This window comes from Flavobacterium mesophilum (genome assembly GCF_039581405.1).
GTDB lineage: Bacteria > Bacteroidota > Bacteroidia > Flavobacteriales > Flavobacteriaceae > Flavobacterium.
The window spans coordinates 485,076-506,984 of the sequence record NZ_JBCPXZ010000003.1 but is presented as its reverse complement, the minus strand read 5'-3'; the positions used below and the strand labels follow the sequence as shown (position 1 = coordinate 506,984).

The window sequence follows — 21,909 nt, the reverse complement described above, 5'->3', positions numbered from 1 at the left end:
GGTAGTTTATTTTTTTAGAATTGTTTGATTAAAAGTGACATCTGTAGTATAAACTTTTACTAAATAAGTTCCAGGAATTAATCGGCTTAAATCAATACTTTCAGCATCTTTTCCTGCACTGCTCACTAATGTTCCAAAAATGTTATAAACCTGAACTTTTTCGATCGTTTGAGTTGATTTCGAAAAATATAAAACATCAGAAACAGGATTTGGATATAAAAGTATTTTTGAAGTTTCTGGCTCTGCAGTGACCTCTGCCGTTTTTGCCATTCGCAAAGTACTTCCACTTGTATAAGCTGTGCTGATATAGAAAAGATTTGCAACAGATCCTTTGGTAATGGTATGAGAACCTGCGGCGATTGACGCAGTTGCAATTCCAGCCGAAGCTGTATATGAAACATTATCAACTTTAATAGTTCCTGTGAAATTAGAATCAAAAACTAAAGTTAGTGTTGAAGCACTTGTTGTTGTATAGGTTATCGATGTGCTAGTTTCAATTTTTAAACGTTTAGTCAAAGTAAGTCCGTTGTAAGTTACAGAACCATCAGTTGAGTTCATATTTCCTGTTATTGCATAAAAAGAACTTGTTTTGCCAGAGGTTGTAAAATTATGAATCTCATCACCACTTGGTGTACCTGTATTGACAGTAATTGTCCCTGAACCTGTTGCTGGCGTTCCAGTTCCAGTAGTTGCAATTGAATATGATACTGAGGCTGTTGGTGTTCCTGTAATGGTGATCGTTTTTGCTGTTGTATTTTTTGTAAAACTAATTCCAGATGCTGGTAATCCTGTTACGGTTGCGTCTGTAGCTGTACCTCCCCAAGTGAAGATAATTGAAGATATTGCAGATCCGCTTGTCACTGTTTGATTGTTATTTGAAGGAGATGTCAGTGTTTGTGTGCCTGCTGCATTAACTGTAATTGTTCCTGAACCTGTTGCTGGTGTTCCAGTTCCTGTTGTTGCTATCGAATAGGAAACAGTTGCAGTTGGAGTTCCTGTAATAGTAATGGTTTTTGCTGTTGCATTTTTTACAAAACTAAGTCCTGATGCTGGCAGGCCGGTAACCGTTGCATCTGTGGCATCGCCACCCCAAGTAAATACAATAGATGCGATTGCCGTTCCGCTAGTTACAGTTTGATTTTCATTGCCACTAGAAGTAAGTGTTTGTGAACTTGCAGGAGGATTTCCTTCGCCTTGAACCGAAACTAAAGTCCCTGTATAGTTTGTCAATGCAGATTTTAAAGCCGAAATAACAAGTGAAGAAGTGTCATCAACACTGTTGTCGAATGTCCATTTCAAGTCTCCTCCAGAAACACGCCCTGCGTATTGTGTTACTTTGGTTTTTGCAGTGGCAGGTTGATCAATCGCTAAATTTTTCACATATAAAGAAGCATCAGTGTCAAAATTGTTATAAGAGTTTGCACCTGATTTTGATTTGATTGTACTGCTTACAGTTTCACCTCTTGATGTTGCAACATAGGCATCAAAATCTGTAGTTGAACTTATTTTGCCTGAAATATTGTATAACGGATTCGGATCATTATAAGCCACAAAACGCATATTGTTAGTTCCGTTTGAAGCATCAAAAGTATTGTTATATGCCTTTATAAATCCGCCGGCTTCACCAGAGAAAGTTCCCATAGTTCCAGCATTATTTACCTGATTGGCTTCGTCCCAGATATCTGTTCCTTGTAAAGAAGTCAACATTGGGTGTTTGGCATTTCTGAAATAATTTCCTTCTACAAAAAGAGAAGATCCCATAGTTGATCCAGCGCCGTATTTAGCATTTCCGTCATAATAATTGTTGTAAATATGTGCCGAATAATAACGAACACGAGGATGACGGGAATCTGAGTGGTCGAACCAGTTGTGATGATATGTGATGTACAAACCAGTTGTAGTTCCTTCACTTAAGCCTAAAAGACTTGCTTTTCCGTTATCCCAAAAGTGATTATAAGAAAGAGTAATGTAAGTTGAAGATTTGTTGTCCAAAGCTCCATCTCCCTTAATTTGATCTGCATCGCTTCCCGCATTTCCGTAAAATAAGTCGCAGTTGTGAACCCAAATATGGTCATTGTCTTGTTGCATTCCAACATTGTCTCCAGCTGTACTATTACAGTTCATAAAACCAAGATTGCTTACCTCGATATTCGAAGCTGACTTTAAGCGAACGCCCCAGCCATTTGCAACAGCATCATTTCCAATTCCTTCAATGGTTACGTAGCTTGATGCGTTGTTTGCATTTTCGATAACAACATCGCCACCTTCCATAACGGTCATATCAGTAATATTTCCAATTAATCGAATAATGAATGGGCGTGTGTCTTTTCCTTTCTTGATCGCGTATAAAATATTCTGCAGACCAACACAAGGATTTGCACTTGCTCCGGTTATGTTCATTGAAATGGTGTTTTTGGTGTTTTGCGTAATGTATAAAATTACTGCATTGTCCTTTGGCGTTCCATCAGCTTTATAACCTCCTGGAACTCGACCGCTTTCAAAAGCAAATCCGTTTCGATCATGTGCTGATACGGTTAATGTGCCAGTAGTAGATCCAGTTCCTTCTACTCCAGAAATTACTGGCTTTACTTTGACTGTGTAGGATCCTGCTTTTAATCCTGGAATATCAGCTCGAAAATAACTTCCGTAGCTTCTGATGAGCTGATCATCAATTTTTTTGTCGGTAATTCCTGCACCGGAATAATAAACATTATAGGTTTGAGCATTGCTGACGGGTTGCCATTTTACAAAAGCAGTTTCTAGCCAGCCCGATGCTTCACTAATTGTAACTTGTTGTGCCCAAGTTTGGACGCAAGCAAGAAAAACGAAAACGAAAAGTAGGTTTTTTTTCATAATTGTTTGGTTAAAATAGTTAGTAAATATTATTTGTGGTTTTGATCATCTTTTACAATTATTAATTGTAATCGATTACACAAAAATATATAATTTTTTCAAATTCATAATTATTTGATTAATTAAAAATGAATAACTTAAAAAATTACGTAAAATAATATTCATTATGTAATAAATTGCATTAATTGTAATTTATTACATAATCTGTTCAACTCTCGTGAAGTCCTATTTTTACTACGTTTTTTGCTGTAAATTGAAATAAGTTTGTTTCCGAATTTTAATTTTTATGAAGTTTTTTAAAAATTTCATCGAATTTAAATAAAGAAAGAAATGCCTTACTTTTGTGATTTTTTATTTGGGAAATTTGCTTAAAAAGAATTTAAAAAATGTCTGGTTTTCATTTTTTAAAGAAGAAAAACAAGAGTAACGTTTTGTTTTTGAATGAGGTTTTGAAAGAAAATAAGTCTTTTTAAAAGACAATTTTATTAAAATGAAAGCATAAAAAAAAGCCTTTTTGAAAATCTCAAAAAGGCTTAAAGTATAGGGTTGAAAAAATTATTTTTTCGATAATTTAGAAAGAAGTCTTAAGAATTCAATATATAACCAAACTAATGTGATTACTAATCCCATAGCTCCATACCATTCCATGAATTTAGGCATTCTTTGTCGTGCCCCTTGTTCAATTTGATCAAAATCTAAGAATAAGTTTAAGGCAGCGATTACAATTACAAAAACACTGATTCCAATACTTATCATTGAATTTCCGTAATGAACAGGAGTGAAATTGAAAATTAATGAAGCGATCCAAGAAATTAGATAGTAAGTCGCGATTGCCAATGTTGCAGCAACTACTACTGATTTGAATGTTTCAGTAACTTTTACGATTCCAAATTTATACAAGCCTAAGCAAACTAAAAAAGTCACTAAGGTTGCACCAACAGCATTGATGACAATTCCAGGATACATTGCTTCAAAAATTGCAGATATTCCTCCAATGAATAAACCTTCAAATAATGCATAACCAGGTGCTAAATATGGAGAATATTGTGGTTTGAAAGCTGAAATTAATACCAAAATCAACCCAACAATTGCACCACCTATTGCTGGCAACATGATGTTCATTCCATTAAAAGCCATCCACCAAGTTACCATGGCAGCACCAGTAAGAATTAAAAATAAAATAGCTGTTTTGTTAATTGTGCCAGAAACAGTCATTTGTTGATTGTAGTCAATAATTTGTGCTTCGTGCATTCCTTCAGCTCTTGAAACAGCATTTGATGAAAAATTTTTGCTGTTTAAAAATGGATTTTTTGAATTGAAAGCCATAGTTTAAATACATTTAGATGAACTCAAATATATGAAGTTTTTTTTAAGTCTATAAGTTTGAATAGAAATTTTTAACATGAATTTTTCTTGAAAAAACAAGAACAAAAAAAATGTCCACCAAAAGAAATTCTTGATGGACATTCTATATTTTTTTTAAAAAATTAGTTCAATAAATCTAAAACTAAAGAAGGGAATAAACCTAAAACAATGTTCAAAGTAATTGAGACAACTGCTACAGCATAAATAAGAAATGGTTTTCCTGTACGCTCTTCGTTTGGTTCTTTTGAATACATTGCTAAAATTAGTTTGAAATAATAACCAACACTAATAATTGAGTTGATTACAGCTACAATAACTAATGCAATATAACCAGATTGAATAGTTTGACTGAATAAGAATAATTTAGCAAAAAATCCAGAAAAAATTGGAATTCCGGCCATAGACAACAATGAACCAGTCAAGATTGCTGCCAATAACGGATTTGTTTTTCCTAAACCGTGGAAGTTTGTAACATCCTCATTGTCTTGATTTTTGCAAACGTATAAAATAACACTAAACGCAGCAATTCCGGCTAATGCATAAGCAGCAGCATAATATAGTAAAACTCCTGCAGATGTTGCAATAGTTAAAAATGTCATCAGCATGAAACCTGCGTGCGAAATTCCAGAAAATGCTAACATACGTTTTACATTCACTTGGCGCAAAGCCATTATGTTTCCAACTGTCATAGAAGCAATTGAAATAATAACGATAATATGTTCAAATGTTCCTAAAAGATCTTGGTTTTCTAATGAAGGAATCAAATTTAATCCTGATACTAATTTGTAAAGCGTTGCAACAGCTACAACTTTAGCCAAAGTGCTCATCAAAGCAGTTGTCAATGCAGGAGAACCTTCATAAACGTCTGGAGCCCAGAAGTGAAATGGTACAGCTGCAATTTTGAAAAACATACCAATTGTCATTAAGACCATTCCGATTGGAAACCAGATTGGCAATTCAGCAGATAAAGAGCTTTCATAGATTTCAGTAACATCGAAAGTTCCCATAGCTCCGTAAATCAAACAAATACCAAATAAAATGATTCCTGATGCGAAAGATCCCATCAAGAAATATTTCATACCTGCTTCATTACTTTTAATGTTCAAACGATCGCTTGCTGCAAGAATGTATAATGCAATTGAAAGAATTTCGATTCCTAGGAAAAACATTGCTAAGTTTCCGAAAGAAACCATAGCAACAGCTCCAGCCAATAAAAATACTTTTATCGCAACAAAATCAGAAATTTTTGTCTGATGATTTTCGTAAAAATTATGACTTAACGCTACAAGGAAAATAGTCAAAATAATAAACAATGATGAAAAAGCAGTAGAGAACTTGCTCACCACAATCATATTGTTATAATAACTTGCTGTTGATCCAAATTCATAATAGTTAAGTGCCAAAACTCCCAATAAACCTAAAATGGTAAACGGAACAATGCCTTTTCTAAAATTTAGAATTTCAAACAATAGGCAAAAAATACCCAATCCTGTTATAGCTATTAATGTATTCATTTTTGTTTTTTTGATTTAGGAAATCTAAAACGCCCTAATTTATTTTATTTAAAATATTAATTTTTATTGATAACGTTTAAAATCGTTTCTAAACTTGGTGTAATCAAATCTGTGATTGGTTTTGGATAAAATCCAAAGAATATCAAAACAGCAATAATGGCTACCATTGATATACCTTCGTTAAGAGTAACATCAGCAAAAACTTTTGAATTCGTTTCTCCCAACATTACATTCTGAAACATTTTAAGCATATAGTAAGCTCCCAAAATAATAGTTGTTCCACCTAGAACAGCAAACCAAATATTGATTTGAGACAAACTGTATAATACTGTAAATTCTCCAACAAAGTTAAATGTAGTTGGCAAAGCAACCGATGCTAGAACCAAAATTAAGAACATTGAAGTAAATTTTGGAGATTGCGTACGGATACCGCCTAGTGAAGCAATTTCTCTTGTTTCGAATCTTCTGAAGATAATTTCAGCAGCGTAAAATAACCCAACTACAACAAAACCGTGAGCGATCATTTGTAAAACTGCTCCACGTAAACCATCAACTGTTAAAGTGTAAGTTCCTGCAGCAATTAATCCAACGTGAGCTAGAGATGAATAAGCTAATAATTTCTTTAAATCTTTTTGTCTCAAAGCCACAATAGATCCATAGATAACTCCAGCAATTCCTAATGCAATGAAAATATCCATATATTCTTTTGCTGCCAATGGCGCAATTGGCAATTGCCAACGAATCACACTGTATAATCCCATTTTAAGCATGATACCAGATAAAAGCATTGTTCCAACAGTTGGTGCTTTTTGATACACATTTGCTTGCCATGTATGGAAAGGAATAATTGGAATTTTGATTGCATAAGCTAAAAAGAAAGCCAAGAATATCCATAATTGCTCGTCAGCAGAAAGATTCAGTTTGTATAAATCTTCGATTAAGAAGCTTCCGGCTTTTTGGTACAAATAAATAAAAGCGACAAGCATGAATAACGAACCAGCAAGTGTATAAATAAAGAATTTAACCACTGCTTTTCTTCTTTCGTCTGCATCACCGTTACCCCATATAAGAGCAATAAAGTAAATAGGAATAAGAGCTAACTCCCAGAAAATATAATATAATAGACCATCTGCAGCAAGGAAAGTTCCTGTCATTGCAAATGCCATAAATAAAATTAGAGCATAAAAAGCTTTCGAATTATTATATTCATTTCCAAAGGATGAGAATATAATAATTGGAGTTAAAGCAGCAGTTAATAAAACCATTGCAAGCCCAAGACCGTCAGCATTTAAGGCGAAAGAAATCTTTGGCTGTGTAATCCAGCTGTTAATTACGCTGATATTTTCGCCAGCATTATAATTATTCAATAATACAACTGAACATCCTAAAGCAGCTAAACTAAATAGCAAAGCAACTTTTGAAGCTAGTTTGTCACCAGAAAAATAAGTGGCAAATGCACCAATTAAAAGTATAATTAATATAGTAGAAACGTTCATAGTTATAATATTATTGAGCTAAAAATATATAAGATACAATGGCACAAAGACCCAACACGAAAGCAAAAAGATATAATCCGATACTTCCGGTTTGTAATTTTTTCCCTTGGAATGACAATTCATTCGCTACTTTGCCTAATCCAAAAACAAGTGTAGATAAACCAGTCTCAACATAATCTCTAAAGATTTTTGATAATCCGTTTATTGGACGAACAAATACAAGATCATAAAGTTCATCAACATAATATTTGTCGTATAGAAGTTTTGCGATGCCAGTGATATTGTCGTCGCTTTCTGGTACATTGTCTTGTTTAAAGTATTTTATATAAGCAATTAAAATTCCTAATAATCCTCCTAAAACTGCAACGCCCATTAAAGTGTACTCAGTTGTGCCTAAATGGTGTTCTTCACCTGCCACTTTTGTGAAAAGAGGAGCCAAGTATTCATTCAACCAGCTGTTTCCTGGCAAACTAATCAATCCACCAAAAGTTGCCAAAATAGCTAAAATAATAAGGGGAATAGTAATTAATGAACCACTTTCATGTAAATGATGTTTTTGTTCTTCAGTTCCTCTAAATTCTTTGAAGAAAGTCAAGAACATTAATCTAAACATGTAGAAAGCTGTCATAATTGAAGCAACAGATCCAACAACGTATAATGGAATACTGTGGTGGAAAGCTGTCAATAAGATTTCGTCTTTAGAGAAGAATCCAGAGAAAAATGGAACTCCTGAGATTGCTAATGAAGAAATCAACATGGTCCAGAAAGTAATCGGCATTGCTTTGCGCAAACCTCCCATGTTACGCATATCTTGCTCGCCATGTAATCCGTGGATAACAGAACCTGATCCTAAGAATAAACATGCTTTAAAGAAAGCGTGCGTGATTACGTGGAAAACCGCTACTTCATAAGCTCCAAATCCTAATGCCAAGAACATTAAACCTAATTGTGAAACTGTAGAGTAAGCCAATACTTTTTTGATGTCATTTTGAACTAAACCAATTGTAGCAGCTACTAATGAAGTGATAGCTCCAATAACTGCAATAACAGTTTGTACATCTGTCGCAAGGTCAAAAACAAAGTTTAATCTTGTTACCATAAATATACCTGCAGTTACCATCGTAGCCGCGTGGATTAATGCAGAAACTGGAGTTGGACCAGCCATCGCATCAGGTAACCAAGTGTATAACGGAATTTGAGCAGATTTACCACAAGCTCCAATGAATAAACATAAAGCAGCTAATGAAAGTAATGGTAAATTTAAGTTAGAAGCTCCAGCAATTGCCGTTTTTAAAGTTGCATAATCTAATGTAGAGAACATCGAACCGATGATGAACATACCAATTAAAAGACCTAAATCTCCAATTCTGTTCATGATGAAAGCTTTTTTCGCTGCATCATTGTAATCTTGGTTTTTATGCCAGAATCCGATTAATAGGTAAGAACAAAGTCCAACACCTTCCCATCCGATGAAAAGAACTAATAAGTTGCTTCCAATTACAAGCGTAATCATAAAGAATACGAACAGATTTAAATACGCAAAAAATTTGTGCATATTCTCATCATCATGCATGTAACTGATAGAGTATAAGTGAATCAAAGATCCAATTCCAGTTACGAAAAGTAACCAAAGTACAGATAATTGATCTAATAAAAATCCAAGATTGATTTTTAAGTTGCTAATTTGAATCCAATCAAATAAAGTAACTTCAATTGCTTTTCCAGTTGAAGTAATTTGATTAAAAAGAACAAGAGTAACGATGAAAGAAATTGCCACGGCAACAGTTCCGATTGCTCCAGAAACTGATTTTCCTAGGCTTTTTCCAAAGAAAACATTGATTAAAAATCCTAAAAAAGGAGTTAATACTAAAAGTAAAGCTAAATTAATATCCATTTCTTTTTATCCTTTTAAATTTTTTAAGTTATCGATACTAATTGAGCCAATGTTTCTAAAGATAGAAACCAGAATCGCTAATCCAACTGCAACTTCGGCAGCAGCAACAGCCATCGAAAAGAATACGAATACTTGTCCCTGTGCATCTTGATGATAAGTCGAAAAAGCCACAAATAAAAGGTTAACTGCATTCAGCATGATTTCGATAGACATAAAAACAATGATAGAATTTCGTCTGTATAACACACCAAAAACACCAATACAAAAAAGTACAACGCTTAAAAAGATGTAATTTTCAATACCTATTTGATTTAATATATTACCCATTACTTATTTAATTTTTCTTTTTTAGACAATAATACAGTTCCAATCATTGCTACTAAAAGTAAGATCGAAGCAAATTCAAACGGCACCATATATTCGTTCAATAATATTTTACCCAATACTTTAATCGATTGGAAATCTTCTCCTGTTGAATCGTAATCACCCACAATTGGTTTAGAATTGATGAAGATTGCGATCAAAACAATAACAATTAAACAGAAAGAAACAATCGCGCCCAAACGTGTAATTCGAGGTCGGTGCACGTCTTTTTGCTCGTTTAAGTTCATTAACATAATCGTAAATAGGAACAAAATCATAATGGCTCCAGCGTAAACGATTATATGAACAATTGCTAAGAATTGAGAGTTTAATAACAGATAATGACCTCCAATAGAGAAGAAACAAATCACCAAGTAAATAGCCGAGTGAATTGGGTTTCTGCTAAAAATAGTCAAGAAAGCAGTAATTACAGTAATAAACGCTAAGATACAAAATATCACTCCTACAGGAGTTGCGTTTGCAAGATCTGGAATGTGTATCATTAGTTAGCGTTATTAAGTTGTGAATTTTTAAGAGCCATTTCTAAAGGCATAACAAGTTTGTCTTTTCCAAAAATGAAATCTTCTCTATCATAGCTTGCAGGAACTAAAACTTTAGATTCTGTCAAGTAAATTGCATCTTTCGGGCAAGCTTCTTCACACAAACCACAGAAAATACAACGAAGCATATTGATTTCATAAATCTCAGCGTATTTCTCTTCTCTGTATAAATGTTTTTCATCTGCTTTACGTTCAGCAGCTTTCATCGTGATTGCTTCTGCTGGGCATGATAAAGCACATAATCCACATGCAGTACAGTTTTCGCGACCTTGTTCGTCACGTTTTAGCATATGCTGGCCACGGTAAACAGCACTTCTTTCGCGTACTTGCTCTGGGTAATGAATTGTAGCTTTTTTTCTGAAAAAGTGTTTAATGGTAATCAATAAACCTTTGACAATTGCCACAAGATACAATCGTTCTAAAAAAGTCATGTCCTTGTTTGACACCACTTTTTTTCTACCCGATAATGATATAGTTTCTATTGACATTTTTACTATTATAATTTATGATTCAAAATTTGGTCAATCAAATTCAAAATCTATTTTGTTTTTTATTTGAAGCTAATTACAGTTTCTTAGAACCCTAAAGCTGCTGCGATATCGTGTCTTAAAATAACAGCACCTGTAATCATGATATTAACAATCGAAAGCGGGATTAAAATTCTCCAACCTAAGTTCATTAATTGGTCATATCTAAATCTTGGAATCGTCCAACGCACCCACATGTAAAAGAATATGAAGAAACATATTTTTATAAATAAAACTCCAATTCCTAATAAGTTAGCAGTATTTACACCAACATTTTCTACCATCCATTGCATTCCAGGATAGTTATATCCTCCGAAAAACAATACAGAAATAATTGTAGAAGAAATAAACATACTTGCATATTCAGCAAATAAATAGAATCCCATTTTCATAGAAGAATACTCTGTATGGTAACCTCCAATTAACTCACTTTCACATTCTGCTAAGTCGAAAGGTGTTCTGTTAGTTTCAGCAAATGAACAAATTAAGAAGATCAAGAATGATAAAGGCTGATAAAAAACATTCCAGTTCATTCCTTGTTGCTGTAATGAGATTTCTTTCAAGCTCATTGTTCCAGTCATCATCAACAATGCAATCATTGACAATCCCATCGCAACTTCATAAGAAACCATTTGAGAAGCTGCACGAACAGCTCCCATCAATGAGAATTTATTGTTAGAAGCCCATCCACCAATCATGATACCATAAACTCCAACAGAAAGAACTCCAAAAATGTATAATAAAGCGATGTTTACGTCAGTTGCTTGAAGGATAATGTCTCTTCCAAAAAGATGAAGTTTATCTCCCCATGGAATTACAGCACTGGTCATTAAAGCAGTACTCATTGCAATTGCAGGTCCAACTACGAATAAAAATCTATTTGGTGTATTTGGGAAAAACTCTTCTTTTGAGAATAATTTCATACCATCTGCAAGTGGTTGCAATAAACCTCCCCATCCAGCACGGTTTGGTCCAACACGATCTTGCAAGAAAGCAGCAACTTTACGTTCTGCCCAAGTAGAATACATTGCCATAATCATTGTTACCGCAAAAACGACAACAATAACAACACTCTTTTCTATAATAAATGCACTTTCCATTTCTTACTATTTTTGATCTTTATCAGTTAATGGAATTGCTGCCATACTAATCTTTTTACGGTCAATATCTCTACCTAAAAGGATGTTCTTTTCAGTGTCGATTGTAACTTTCTCTAATTTTTGAGTGTAATTATTTTGGTTGATTACAGAGTCTTTTTCAAATTCTCTTGGTCCTTCAATAACCCAATCATTTACGTTTTTGTGATCAAAACGACAGCTGTTGCAGATGAATTCTTCTACTTCATGGTACTCGTCTTTACGACCAGTTACACGTTGAATTTCACCACCAAACATCCAAACGGTAGTTTTACCGCAACATCCCGGAGTTGTACATTCTCTGTGTGCGTTATAAGGTTTGTTGAACCAAACTCTTGATTTAAAACGGAAAGTTTTGTCTGTTAAAGCTCCAACCGGACAAACGTCAATCATGTTTCCAGAAAACTCATTGTCGATTGCTTTAGAAATTCCAGTAGAAATATTAGCATGGTCACCACGATCTAATACTCCGTGGACTCTGTTGTCTGTCAATTGATCTGCAACTTGTACACATCTTTGGCATAAAATACAACGGTTCATATGTAGTTGAATATTTGGACCAATATCTTCTGGCTCAAATGTTCTTTTTTCTTCAATAAAACGTGATTTTGGATTCCCGTGCTCAAAACTTAAATTTTGAAGATCACATTCTCCAGCTTGATCACAAATTGGGCAGTCTAATGGGTGGTTGATCAATAAAAATTCTGTTACAGATTTACGGGCTTCCATAACTCTGGCAGAAGATTTACTGTTTACTTCCATTCCGTCCATACATCCTGTTACACAAGATGCCATTAGTTTTGGCATTGGTCTAGGGTCAGCTTCACTTCCTTTTGAAACTTCAACTAAGCAGCAACGGCATTTTCCGCCACTCCCTTTTAATTTTGAGTAATAGCACATGGCTGGAGGCACCAAATCTCCACCAATCATACGTGCAGCTTGCAGGATCGTTGTTCCTGGCTCTACGTCTATACTTTGACCGTCTATGGTTACTTTCATCTCTTTATGATTTGAATGTTGAAAGTCGGAATATTGAAAAGAATTGCTGTCCTTTTTAACATTATGAACTTTATAACTTTCTGCTTTTTATTTTTATACGATTACTTTACCGCCTACTAAATGCTTAACTTGTGAAAAAGGTTCAGCAACAAAGTGATCTCTATTTTTGATTTTTTCAGGGAAACGAACGTGATATTCGAACTCATCTCTAAAGTGACGAATTGCTGCGGCAACTGGCCAAGATGCAGCATCTCCTAGAGGACAAATTGTGTTTCCTTCAATTTTGCTTTGAATGCTCCACAATAATTCGATATCTTCTTCACGGCCTTGACCGTTTTCGATTCTCCATAAGATTTTTTCCAACCATCCAGTTCCTTCACGGCAAGGTGTACATTGTCCACAAGATTCGTGGTGGTAAAAACGAGCAAAGTTCCAAGTGTTTCTAACGATACAAGCTGTGTCGTCATAAACGATAAATCCTCCAGAACCTAACATAGATCCAGTAGCAAAACCACCATCACTTAAAGATTCGTAAGTCATTAAGCGATCTTCGCCATTTGCTGTTTTGAAAATTAATTCAGCTGGCAAAATTGGCACTGAAGAACCTCCAGGTACAAAAGCTTTTAATGGTCGGCTTGAAGACATTCCTCCTAAATATTCATCAGAATTCATGAATTCATCAACACTTAAACCTAATTCAATTTCGTAAACACCAGGATTTTTAATGTTTCCTGAAGCAGAAATTAATTTAGTTCCAGTTGAACGGCCAATACCAATTTTAGCATAATCATCACCAGAATTGTTAACAATCCAAGGCACAGTCGCAATTGTTTCAACATTGTTTACCACAGTTGGATTTGCCCAAAGACCAGAAACCGCTGGGAAAGGTGGTTTGATACGAGGATTTCCTCTTTTACCTTCCAATGATTCGATTAATGCTGTTTCTTCTCCACAGATATATGCTCCAGCTCCACAGTGTACGTGAAGTTCTAAATCATAACCTGTTCCTAATATATTTTTTCCTAACCAACCTGCAGCTTTTGCCTCGGCGATTGCTCTTTCTAAAATTTTGAAAACCCACATATATTCTCCACGAATGTAGATATATGATAAGTTAGCGCCCAAAGCATAGCTTGAAGTAATCATTCCTTCGATCAATAAGTGAGGAATGTATTCCATCAAATAGCGATCTTTAAATGTTCCAGGCTCTGATTCGTCAGCATTACAAACTAAGTGTCTTGGTCTTCCTGATTTTTTGTCAATAAAGCTCCATTTCATTCCGGCAGGGAAACCTGCACCACCACGACCACGTAATCCTGATTTTTTTACTTCTTCAGTAACTTCATCTGGGGTAAGTGTTTTTAAAGCTTTTTCTACAGATGCATAACCGCCATTTTGACGATATACTTCGTAGGTTTTAATTCCAGGAATATTGATTTTATCTAATAATATTTTTTGTGACATCTTATTTATCGTGTAATATTATTTTATCATCTCTACAATCAGCAATTAACTGATCGATTTTCTCTTCTGTCAATTTCTCTTTGTAGAAATCTCCCAATTGCATCATTGGAGCGTATCCGCAAGCGCCTAAACATTCTACACCAGCGATGGTAAACATTCCGTCTGGAGTTGTTTCGCCCATTTTAATGCCTAATTTTTCAGAAGTATAATCCATTAAATTTTCGGCACCGCTTAAACAACAACAAGAAGTCTGGCAGAATTCAAACATGTATTTACCAATTGGCTTTTGGTTGAACATGGTATAAAAAGTAACCACTTCATAAACCTCGATTGGTTTTATCTGAAGAATTTCAGCAACTTTATCTTGCAATTCAATGCTTAACCAGTTGTTATGTGCATCCTGAACTTCATGCAAAACTGGCAATAAAGCCGATTTTTGTTTACCTTCAGGATAATGACTGATTAATTCATTGATGCGTGTCATCAATGCTTCAGTCATGTTTATTTCTTGTTTGTAATGTTTACGTTCCATTTTTTATTTTAGATTTTAGATTTTAGATTTCAGATTCATCTGTTGTCTACAATCTATATTCTGCAATCTTTATTTTTTTTGATTTCCGATTTTAAATTTTAGACTTTTCAATCTAAACTCTAAAATCTGTAATCATTTATGCGTCTAATTCTCCAGCAATTACGTTTAAACTCGATAGAATAACAATTGCATCAGAAAGCAATGCGCCTTTGATCATTTCAGGATATGCTTGGTAATAAATAAAGCAAGGTCTTCTGAAGTGTAATCTATATGGAGTTCTACTACCGTCAGTAGCTAAATAAAAACCTAACTCTCCATTTCCACCTTCAACAGCATGGTAAATTTCTGCAACTGGAACAGGAACCTCTCCCATTACAATTTTAAAGTGATAGATTAGAGATTCCATATTATTATATACGTCTTCTTTTGGAGGCAGATAATAATCTGGAACTTCAGCATGGTATTCGTTTCCAGCCGGCATTTTATCTAATGCTTGACGAATGATGCTTAAACTTTCCCAAACTTCAGCATTACGAACACAGAAACGATCATAAGTATCTCCTGATTTTCCAACAGGTACAATAAAATCGAAATCTTCGTAAGATGAGTAAGGCTGCGCAACACGAACGTCATAATCAACTCCTGCAGCACGCAAGTTTGGACCTGTAAATCCATAAGCCATTGCTTTTTCTGCTGAAATAGCACCTACGTTTACAGTTCTATCAAGGAAAATTCTGTTTCTTTCGAATAAGTTTTCGAATTCTTTCCAAGCAACTGGAAATTCTTCAAGGAAAGTTTCAATTTTTTTGAAAGCTTCTGGAGACCAGTCTCTTTCAAATCCACCAATTCTTCCCATATTTGTAGTCAAACGAGCTCCACAGATTTCTTCGTAAATCTCGTATACTTTTTCTCTAAATTGAAAAACGTATAAGAAACCAGTATAAGCACCAGTATCTACACCAAGAATCGAGTTACAGATCAAGTGGTCAGTAATACGAGCAAGCTCCATTACAATAACTCTTAAATATTGAGCTCTTTTTGGAACTTCAATGCCTAAAAGTTTTTCTAGAGTCATCCACCATCCCATATTATTAATAGGAGAGGAGCAATAGTTCATACGATCTGTAAGCGGCGTAATTTGGTAAAAAGGACGATTTTCAGCGATTTTCTCAAATGCTCTGTGGATGTAACCCACGGTTGGTTCAGCTTCAAGAATTCTTTCTCCATCCATTAATAAGATGTTTTGAAAGATACCGTGAGTAGCCGGGTGTGTAGGACCTAAATTCAGAACAGAAAGTTCGCTTCCGTCTTCATTGTGTCGCTCCTTAATTATTTTAGCATAACGATGCTCTGGTGGTAGTAATAGTTCTGACATTTTATAATGTTGAATTATTTAGCAATTTGATACTGTTCTTCCGAAGAATCTGTCGTCTTTGTCAGTTCTTCCGCTGTCTTCCATTGGGAATTCTTTTCTCATTGGGAAAGACACCATTTCATCCATATTCAAAATACGTTTCAATTGCGGATGACCAATAAAATTGATTCCGAAGAAATCGTAAGTTTCTCTTTCCATCCAATTTGAACTCAAGAAAATATTTGAAACGGATTTTATTTCTGGTTTTTCACCATCTAAATAAACTTTGATTCTGATGCGTTTATTTTCGATCCAGTTGTGCATATGATAAACGACAGCAAACTGGCGATCTTGCTCATTATCTGGATAATGGATTCCGCATAAATCGGTTAAGAAGTGAAATTGTAAGTCAGCATCATTTTTTAAAAATAATATTAATGCTGTGATTTTGTCAGCCGAAGCTTCTAAAGTAAAAATATCTCTTTCTTGATGAAAGTTGAAAACATCGTTATTGAATGTTTCTACAAGTTTATCTTGGATCAGGGTATTTTCTAAAGCCATTTTATGAGATATTATATGAAGCTAATAATTCTTGGTATTCTGGAGAGCTTCTGCGTCTAACAGATTCGCTTTTTACCAATTCCTGTAATCTCATTACACCGTCAACAATTTGTTCTGGTCTTGGAGGACATCCTGGAACATAAACGTCAACTGGAATTACTTTGTCAATTCCTTGAAGAACAGAATAAGTATCGAAAACTCCTCCTGAAGAAGCGCAAGCTCCAACAGCAATTACCCAGCGAGGCTCAGACATTTGCTCATATACTTGTCTTAAAATAGGAGCCATTTTTTTAGAAATAGTTCCCATTACTAAAAGCATATCCGCTTGACGAGGAGAAAAACTCACACGCTCTGAACCAAATCGTGCCAAATCGTAGTGAGAAGCCATTGTAGCCATGAATTCGATACCACAGCAAGAAGTCGCGAAAGGAAGCGGCCATAATGAGTTAGCTCTTGCTAAACCAACAACATCATTAAGTTTCGTAGCGAAGAATCCTTCACCAGTAACTCCTTCTGGCGGTGCAACCATATTTACTTTTGAATCGCTCATTTTTATTTTAGATTTCTGATTTTAGATTTTAGATTTTTGAAATCGTAAAAAGTAAAATCAATTTTTTAAATCAGTATTAATTGAATTGAGTTTAAATTTTAAATTTTAATTGAAGAGCTTTAATCTAAAATCAGAAATCTAAAATCTAAAATCGTATTTATTCCCACTCTAAAGCTTTCTTTTTGATGATATAAAAGAAACCAACTAAAAGCAAAGCCATGAAAACAATCATTTTTAGCATTCCTTCGATGCCAAGATCTTTAAAGTTTACTGCCCAAGGGTAAAGGAAAATTACCTCTACGTCAAACAATACAAACAAGATCGCAACAAGGAAATATTTTACCGAAAAAGGAATACGTGCATTACCAACAGATTCGATACCACACTCGAAGTTTTTGTCTTTAACTTCAGAGGTTCTTTTTGGACCTAATTTTCCAGAAATAATTATTGTTCCTACCACAAAACCAACAGCCAGAACTAACTGCATTAAAATTGGAATGTAACTATATTGATCAGATTGCATAAACTTAGGGTTTTTACTTAAAGAATAAGCCACAAAGATAACTTTCAACTATGTAAATCACAAACTAAAGGAGGATATAAGTATGCTCAGAATATGCGTTTATGCCTAATTTTTATTGATTATAAATAAGGTGCTATTTTTTTAATATTTTTTTAAGAAATAAGCAAAAAAAAACGCCTCGAAATTAATCGAAGCGTTTTTAAAACCATTCAGAGGCAAAAAAAATAAATTGCTATATTTTTCTTAGATTACTGCTACTTTAGCAGCAACTTTCCCTTTTCTTCCTTCTTCTTCTTCATAGCTTACACGGTCACCTTCGCGTAATTCTTCCGCGTTAATTCCTGAAGCGTGAACGAAGATGTCCTTTCCTGTTTCTTCGTCTGTAATGAACCCATAACCTTTAGATTCATTGAAAAATTTTACTGTACCTGTACGCATTGTAATTGTAATAATAATTTATAATAAAGCAAATGTAACATATTAACTAATACAAAAGACATGTACGTGTTAATTTTTTGTAAAAATTATTGATTTACAGTGTTTTTACGTGGTTTATTGCATCGATATGCCAATAAAATAGGATAATTTGAGAATCATTAATTGTAAGAATATTAAAAAAGGCAAAATGTAAGAATTTAGTAATCGATTGCATTTGTTTTTTTCAAAAAAAGATGAAAAAAACGCCGATTGAAAAAAAAAATCAATCGGCGTTTGTGTTTTGAATATTTTGTAAAAATTATGCAATATCAACTTTAATATGAAGTTCTTTCAATTGTGCATCGTCAATTGCAGCAGGTGCATCGATCATTACGTCACGTCCAGAATTGTTTTTAGGGAAAGCAATGAAATCTCTAATTGTTTCTTGACCTCCAAGAATTGCTACAAGTCTATCTAGACCAAAAGCAAGTCCTCCGTGAGGTGGAGCTCCAAATTGGAAAGCATCCATCAAGAATCCGAATTGTGCTTTTGCTTCTTCTTCAGTAAATCCTAAATATTTAAACATTAATTGTTGTGTCGCTTTATCGTGAATACGAATAGATCCACCTCCAATTTCGTTTCCGTTTAAAACCATATCGTATGCGTTTGCACGAACTTTTCCTGGTTCTGTTTCCAGTAAAGCCATATCTTCTGGTTTTGGAGAAGTAAATGGATGGTGCATGGCGTGGTAACGACCGCTTTCTTCGTCAAGTTCCAATAATGGGAAATCTACAACCCATAATGGAGCAAATTCTTCAGGATTACGCAATCCTAAACGAGTTGCCAATTCCATACGTAAAGCAGAAAGTTGAGCACGTGTTTTGTTTGCAGGTCCAGAAAGTACAAAAATCATATCTCCAGGATTTGCTTCTGTAGCTATTGCCCATTTAGCTAAATCTTCATTATCGTAGAATTTATCAACAGATGATTTGTAAGTTCCGTCTTCGTTGCATTTTACGTACACCATTCCAGATGCACCAACTTGAGGACGTTTTACCCAGTCAATTAATCCGTCGATTTCTTTACGAGTGTAGTTTCCAGCTCCAGGAACTGCGATTCCGACAACTAATTCTGCCGCATTGAATACAGGGAATTCTTTGTGTTGTGCAAATTCGTTCAATTCTCCAAACTTCATTCCGAAACGAATATCTGGTTTGTCGTTTCCGTATGTTTTCATGGCATAGTCGTAGGCAATTCTTGGGAATTTATCTACTTCAATACCTTTAATTTCTTTTAATAAATGTCTTGTCAATCCTTCGAAAATATTCAAAATATCTTCTTGTTCCACAAATGCCATTTCGCAGTCAATTTGAGTAAACTCAGGCTGACGGTCTGCACGTAAATCTTCGTCACGGAAACATTTCACGATTTGGAAATATTTATCCATTCCACCCACCATCAATAATTGTTTGAAAGTTTGTGGAGATTGTGGCAATGCATAAAACTGACCTTCGTTCATACGGCTTGGTACAACGAAATCTCTTGCTCCTTCTGGAGTTGATTTAATTAAATAAGGTGTTTCAACTTCGCAGAAATCTAAATCAGATAAATATTTACGAACTTCCATCGCTACTTTGTGACGGAATAACAAACTGTTTTTTACTGGATTTCTTCTGATATCCAAGTAACGGTATTTCATTCTGATATCTTCACCACCATCTGTTTCATCTTCAATTGTAAAAGGAGGAGTAAGTGCAGAATTTAAAATAGTTAATTCAGAAACTAAAATTTCGATTTCACCTGTTGGAATGTTTTTGTTTTTGGCTTCACGCTCAATTACAGTTCCTTTTACTTGAATAACAAATTCTCTACCTAGAGTTTTTGCTAATTCAAAAACGGCTTTATCAGTACGACTTTCGTCAAAAATAAGTTGTGTAATTCCATAACGGTCGCGCAAATCGACCCAATTCATAAATCCTTTATCACGTGATTTTTGAACCCATCCAGCAAGAGTAACTTCGGTATTAATATTTGAGGCGTTAAGTTCGCCACAATTATGACTTCTATACATAATCAAAATTTTAGACTGCAAAAGTAAATACAAAATTCAAGATAATATAGTAAAGTGAAAAGTTGATGCAGAATAATTTTAAATATTTTGTTAATTCTGAAATTTCAAAGCTCTTATTTCTTTAGATTTGAGATACCAAAAAACAAACCTTAATAAATTATGAAACAACTTTTTATTGCTGGCTTAGTTCTTTTTAGCACATTTAATGCTATTGCACAATCTAAAAAATATGTGACTTTTGAGGCAAATATTGCCAATAGAAATAGTGACATTATCAAAATTATCAATAAAGGTAAAATTGTAAAAACCATTACAGTTGATAAAAAAGGAATTTTTAAAGATACGCTTTCTGTTGATGGAGGCCGAAGCAGTTTTACAGACGGAGTTGAAACTTCAGAATTGTTTTTGAAAAACGGCTACGATATCAAATTGAAAATGGATGCTAAACAATTTGATGAATCGATTGTTTATAAAGGAAAAGGAAGCGATGAAAACAATGTTTTGGCGCAAAGAATTCTTGCTGACGAAAAGTTGTATGATGACGGAAAAGTGGGTAATTTTGATGATATCTCATTTTATAAATTGATCGAAGAGAAAAAAACAGCTGATGCGAAAAGATTAAGCAATAAAAAATTAGATCCCGAATTTGTAAAATTAGAAACTGAAAGAAGTCAACAAGATATTGCTTATTTGATACAACATCGTGAACAAGCTCAGAAAGTAGCGGCAATGAATAATCAAACAACTCCAGATTTTGAATATGAAAATCATAAAGGAGGAAAAACAAAGCTTTCTGATTTAAAAGGGAAATATGTCTATATCGATCTTTGGGCAACATGGTGCGGTCCTTGCCGAGCTGAAATTCCTTTTCTTCAAAAAGTAGAAGAAAAATACCATGGTAAAAATATTGAGTTTGTTAGCGTTTCAATAGATGCGCAAAAAGATCATGATAAATGGCAAAAATTTGTGACCGATAAACAACTTGGCGGTATTCAGCTTATTGCTGATAATGAATGGAATTCTGATTTTGCAAAGAGCTATAATGTCATGTCAATTCCGAGATTTATTCTAATTGATCCACAAGGAAAGGTTATTGATTCAAATGCAACACGACCATCTGACCAAGCACTTCAAACACAGTTGGATGCATTATTAAACTAATTTCTTACGAATTCGATAACGTTATCGTAATATTCTGATTTTCATAAAATACCAGCAAAACCAGTGCCTCAGCGCTGGTTTTTTTGTTTTCGGAGAATTTCCAATGTTAAGTTTTTACTCAATGTTACCAAATTGTTAAGCAAAAGTTTTTTTAATGTAAACATTTGACTATATTTGATAAAGATTTCTTAACATTAATACCTACAGATATGAAAAAGAGTGTAATTTTAGCTGCGTTATTGTTCTCTGGAATGTTAGTTGCGCAGGAAGCAAAACCTGAATTAGAAGCCGTTGGAAACAAGGTAAAAGCTACTTATTACTATGAAAATGGGAATGTGCAGCAAGAAGGCTTCTTTAAGGATGGAAAGCTTGATGGTGTTTGGGTATCTTATGACGAAAAAGGAAATAAAAAAGCCGTTGGAGAATACGCAGACGGAGTGAAAACTGGAAAATGGATTTTCTTTACTGAAGACACTTTAAAAGAGGTGGCTTATGTAGACAACAAAGTTAGTTCAGTAAAAAATCTACAGAAAAATGCTTTAGCAAACAGAAATTAATTGATTTCGACA

The 21,909-nt window shown here is 34.3% G+C and carries 20 protein-coding genes; 2 read left to right on the top strand and 18 right to left on the bottom strand.

What is annotated here, in order from left to right; all coding sequences use genetic code 11:
- Positions 1-6 precede the first annotated feature (6 nt).
- The 18 genes from AAYQ19_RS11155 to aspS form a co-directional block, all read right to left on the bottom strand.
- On the bottom strand, positions 7-2,853 hold the full coding sequence (locus tag AAYQ19_RS11155; protein WP_343536333.1) for a pectate lyase family protein: 2,847 nt from the start codon (positions 2,851-2,853) through the stop codon (positions 7-9).
- Positions 2,854-3,408: 555 nt separating this feature from the next.
- On the bottom strand, positions 3,409-4,179 hold the full coding sequence (locus AAYQ19_RS11150) for a Bax inhibitor-1/YccA family protein (protein WP_343536332.1): 771 nt from the start codon (positions 4,177-4,179) through the stop codon (positions 3,409-3,411).
- A gap of 161 nt (positions 4,180-4,340) precedes the next feature.
- Complete coding sequence (locus AAYQ19_RS11145) at positions 4,341-5,732, bottom strand: NADH-quinone oxidoreductase subunit N (RefSeq protein ID WP_343536331.1); 1,392 nt, start codon at positions 5,730-5,732, stop codon at positions 4,341-4,343.
- 56 nt (positions 5,733-5,788) lie between these two features.
- On the bottom strand, positions 5,789-7,228 hold the full coding sequence (locus tag AAYQ19_RS11140) for a complex I subunit 4 family protein (protein ID WP_343536330.1): 1,440 nt from the start codon (positions 7,226-7,228) through the stop codon (positions 5,789-5,791).
- A gap of 10 nt (positions 7,229-7,238) precedes the next feature.
- A complete protein-coding gene (gene nuoL / locus AAYQ19_RS11135) occupies positions 7,239-9,122 on the bottom strand; it encodes an NADH-quinone oxidoreductase subunit L (RefSeq protein ID WP_343536329.1) in 1,884 nt (627 codons plus the stop codon).
- A gap of 6 nt (positions 9,123-9,128) precedes the next feature.
- The gene (gene nuoK, locus AAYQ19_RS11130; protein WP_012023318.1) at positions 9,129-9,449 is read right to left on the bottom strand and encodes an NADH-quinone oxidoreductase subunit NuoK; all 321 of its coding nucleotides are present in this window, start codon (positions 9,447-9,449) and stop codon (positions 9,129-9,131) included.
- Entirely contained in the window at positions 9,449-9,988 is a 540-nt protein-coding gene (locus AAYQ19_RS11125; RefSeq protein WP_343536328.1) for an NADH-quinone oxidoreductase subunit J family protein, read from the bottom strand. Before AAYQ19_RS11125 ends, nuoK begins: the two co-directional genes overlap by 1 nt.
- Complete coding sequence (locus tag AAYQ19_RS11120; protein ID WP_343536327.1) at positions 9,988-10,533, bottom strand: NuoI/complex I 23 kDa subunit family protein; 546 nt, start codon at positions 10,531-10,533, stop codon at positions 9,988-9,990. The genes AAYQ19_RS11125 and AAYQ19_RS11120 overlap by 1 nt, the downstream gene beginning before the upstream one ends.
- Positions 10,534-10,619: 86 nt before the next feature.
- Positions 10,620-11,672, bottom strand: coding sequence for an NADH-quinone oxidoreductase subunit NuoH (gene nuoH, locus AAYQ19_RS11115; protein WP_343536326.1), 1,053 nt, complete (start codon positions 11,670-11,672; stop codon positions 10,620-10,622).
- 6 nt (positions 11,673-11,678) lie between these two features.
- Positions 11,679-12,707: an NADH-quinone oxidoreductase subunit G gene (locus AAYQ19_RS11110; RefSeq protein ID WP_343536325.1), complete on the bottom strand. Its 1,029-nt coding sequence runs from the start codon at positions 12,705-12,707 to the stop codon at positions 11,679-11,681.
- Between the two features lie 93 nt (positions 12,708-12,800).
- Complete coding sequence (gene nuoF / locus AAYQ19_RS11105; protein WP_343536324.1) at positions 12,801-14,171, bottom strand: NADH-quinone oxidoreductase subunit NuoF; 1,371 nt, start codon at positions 14,169-14,171, stop codon at positions 12,801-12,803.
- Position 14,172: 1 nt separating this feature from the next.
- Positions 14,173-14,703 carry a complex I 24 kDa subunit family protein gene (locus AAYQ19_RS11100; protein ID WP_132990489.1) on the bottom strand — a complete coding sequence of 177 codons (531 nt, stop codon included), beginning with the start codon at positions 14,701-14,703 and terminating at the stop codon, positions 14,173-14,175.
- A gap of 136 nt (positions 14,704-14,839) precedes the next feature.
- The gene (locus AAYQ19_RS11095) at positions 14,840-16,078 is read right to left on the bottom strand and encodes an NADH-quinone oxidoreductase subunit D (RefSeq protein ID WP_132990490.1); all 1,239 of its coding nucleotides are present in this window, start codon (positions 16,076-16,078) and stop codon (positions 14,840-14,842) included.
- An 18-nt stretch (positions 16,079-16,096) separates the two neighbouring features.
- Positions 16,097-16,618: an NADH-quinone oxidoreductase subunit C gene (locus AAYQ19_RS11090; RefSeq protein WP_343536322.1), complete on the bottom strand. Its 522-nt coding sequence runs from the start codon at positions 16,616-16,618 to the stop codon at positions 16,097-16,099.
- Between the two features lies 1 nt (position 16,619).
- A complete protein-coding gene (locus AAYQ19_RS11085) occupies positions 16,620-17,168 on the bottom strand; it encodes an NADH-quinone oxidoreductase subunit B (protein ID WP_026727108.1) in 549 nt (182 codons plus the stop codon).
- Between the two features lie 157 nt (positions 17,169-17,325).
- Positions 17,326-17,691: an NADH-quinone oxidoreductase subunit A gene (locus AAYQ19_RS11080; RefSeq protein WP_026727107.1), complete on the bottom strand. Its 366-nt coding sequence runs from the start codon at positions 17,689-17,691 to the stop codon at positions 17,326-17,328.
- Between the two features lie 243 nt (positions 17,692-17,934).
- A complete protein-coding gene (locus AAYQ19_RS11075) occupies positions 17,935-18,129 on the bottom strand; it encodes a cold-shock protein (RefSeq protein ID WP_007137066.1) in 195 nt (64 codons plus the stop codon).
- A gap of 298 nt (positions 18,130-18,427) precedes the next feature.
- Entirely contained in the window at positions 18,428-20,179 is a 1,752-nt protein-coding gene (gene aspS / locus AAYQ19_RS11070) for an aspartate--tRNA ligase (protein ID WP_343536321.1), read from the bottom strand.
- Positions 20,180-20,338: 159 nt separating this feature from the next.
- Between aspS and AAYQ19_RS11065 the strand changes: the two genes are divergently transcribed.
- Together AAYQ19_RS11065 and AAYQ19_RS11060 are read left to right on the top strand one after the other, a co-directional pair.
- Positions 20,339-21,340, top strand: coding sequence for a TlpA family protein disulfide reductase (locus tag AAYQ19_RS11065; protein WP_343536320.1), 1,002 nt, complete (start codon positions 20,339-20,341; stop codon positions 21,338-21,340).
- 209 nt (positions 21,341-21,549) lie between these two features.
- On the top strand, positions 21,550-21,897 hold the full coding sequence (locus tag AAYQ19_RS11060) for a toxin-antitoxin system YwqK family antitoxin (protein WP_132990494.1): 348 nt from the start codon (positions 21,550-21,552) through the stop codon (positions 21,895-21,897).
- The last annotated feature ends 12 nt before the right edge of the window (positions 21,898-21,909 follow it).

What these genes read in the sequence shown, in the direction of transcription:
- AAYQ19_RS11155 (WP_343536333.1), bottom strand. Translation starts at nt 2,853, where the DNA reads ATGAAAAAAAACCTACTTTTCGTTTTCGTTTTTCTTGCTTGCGTCCAA.
- AAYQ19_RS11150 (WP_343536332.1), bottom strand. Translation starts at nt 4,179, where the DNA reads ATGGCTTTCAATTCAAAAAATCCATTTTTAAACAGCAAAAATTTTTCA.
- AAYQ19_RS11145 (WP_343536331.1), bottom strand. Translation starts at nt 5,732, where the DNA reads ATGAATACATTAATAGCTATAACAGGATTGGGTATTTTTTGCCTATTG.
- AAYQ19_RS11140 (WP_343536330.1), bottom strand. Translation starts at nt 7,228, where the DNA reads ATGAACGTTTCTACTATATTAATTATACTTTTAATTGGTGCATTTGCC.
- nuoL (WP_343536329.1), bottom strand. Translation starts at nt 9,122, where the DNA reads ATGGATATTAATTTAGCTTTACTTTTAGTATTAACTCCTTTTTTAGGA.
- nuoK (WP_012023318.1), bottom strand. Translation starts at nt 9,449, where the DNA reads ATGGGTAATATATTAAATCAAATAGGTATTGAAAATTACATCTTTTTA.
- AAYQ19_RS11125 (WP_343536328.1), bottom strand. Translation starts at nt 9,988, where the DNA reads ATGATACACATTCCAGATCTTGCAAACGCAACTCCTGTAGGAGTGATA.
- AAYQ19_RS11120 (WP_343536327.1), bottom strand. Translation starts at nt 10,533, where the DNA reads ATGTCAATAGAAACTATATCATTATCGGGTAGAAAAAAAGTGGTGTCA.
- nuoH (WP_343536326.1), bottom strand. Translation starts at nt 11,672, where the DNA reads ATGGAAAGTGCATTTATTATAGAAAAGAGTGTTGTTATTGTTGTCGTT.
- AAYQ19_RS11110 (WP_343536325.1), bottom strand. Translation starts at nt 12,707, where the DNA reads ATGAAAGTAACCATAGACGGTCAAAGTATAGACGTAGAGCCAGGAACA.
- nuoF (WP_343536324.1), bottom strand. Translation starts at nt 14,171, where the DNA reads ATGTCACAAAAAATATTATTAGATAAAATCAATATTCCTGGAATTAAA.
- AAYQ19_RS11100 (WP_132990489.1), bottom strand. Translation starts at nt 14,703, where the DNA reads ATGGAACGTAAACATTACAAACAAGAAATAAACATGACTGAAGCATTG.
- AAYQ19_RS11095 (WP_132990490.1), bottom strand. Translation starts at nt 16,078, where the DNA reads ATGTCAGAACTATTACTACCACCAGAGCATCGTTATGCTAAAATAATT.
- AAYQ19_RS11090 (WP_343536322.1), bottom strand. Translation starts at nt 16,618, where the DNA reads ATGGCTTTAGAAAATACCCTGATCCAAGATAAACTTGTAGAAACATTC.
- AAYQ19_RS11085 (WP_026727108.1), bottom strand. Translation starts at nt 17,168, where the DNA reads ATGAGCGATTCAAAAGTAAATATGGTTGCACCGCCAGAAGGAGTTACT.
- AAYQ19_RS11080 (WP_026727107.1), bottom strand. Translation starts at nt 17,691, where the DNA reads ATGCAATCTGATCAATATAGTTACATTCCAATTTTAATGCAGTTAGTT.
- AAYQ19_RS11075 (WP_007137066.1), bottom strand. Translation starts at nt 18,129, where the DNA reads ATGCGTACAGGTACAGTAAAATTTTTCAATGAATCTAAAGGTTATGGG.
- aspS (WP_343536321.1), bottom strand. Translation starts at nt 20,179, where the DNA reads ATGTATAGAAGTCATAATTGTGGCGAACTTAACGCCTCAAATATTAAT.
- AAYQ19_RS11065 (WP_343536320.1), top strand. Translation starts at nt 20,339, where the DNA reads ATGAAACAACTTTTTATTGCTGGCTTAGTTCTTTTTAGCACATTTAAT.
- AAYQ19_RS11060 (WP_132990494.1), top strand. Translation starts at nt 21,550, where the DNA reads ATGAAAAAGAGTGTAATTTTAGCTGCGTTATTGTTCTCTGGAATGTTA.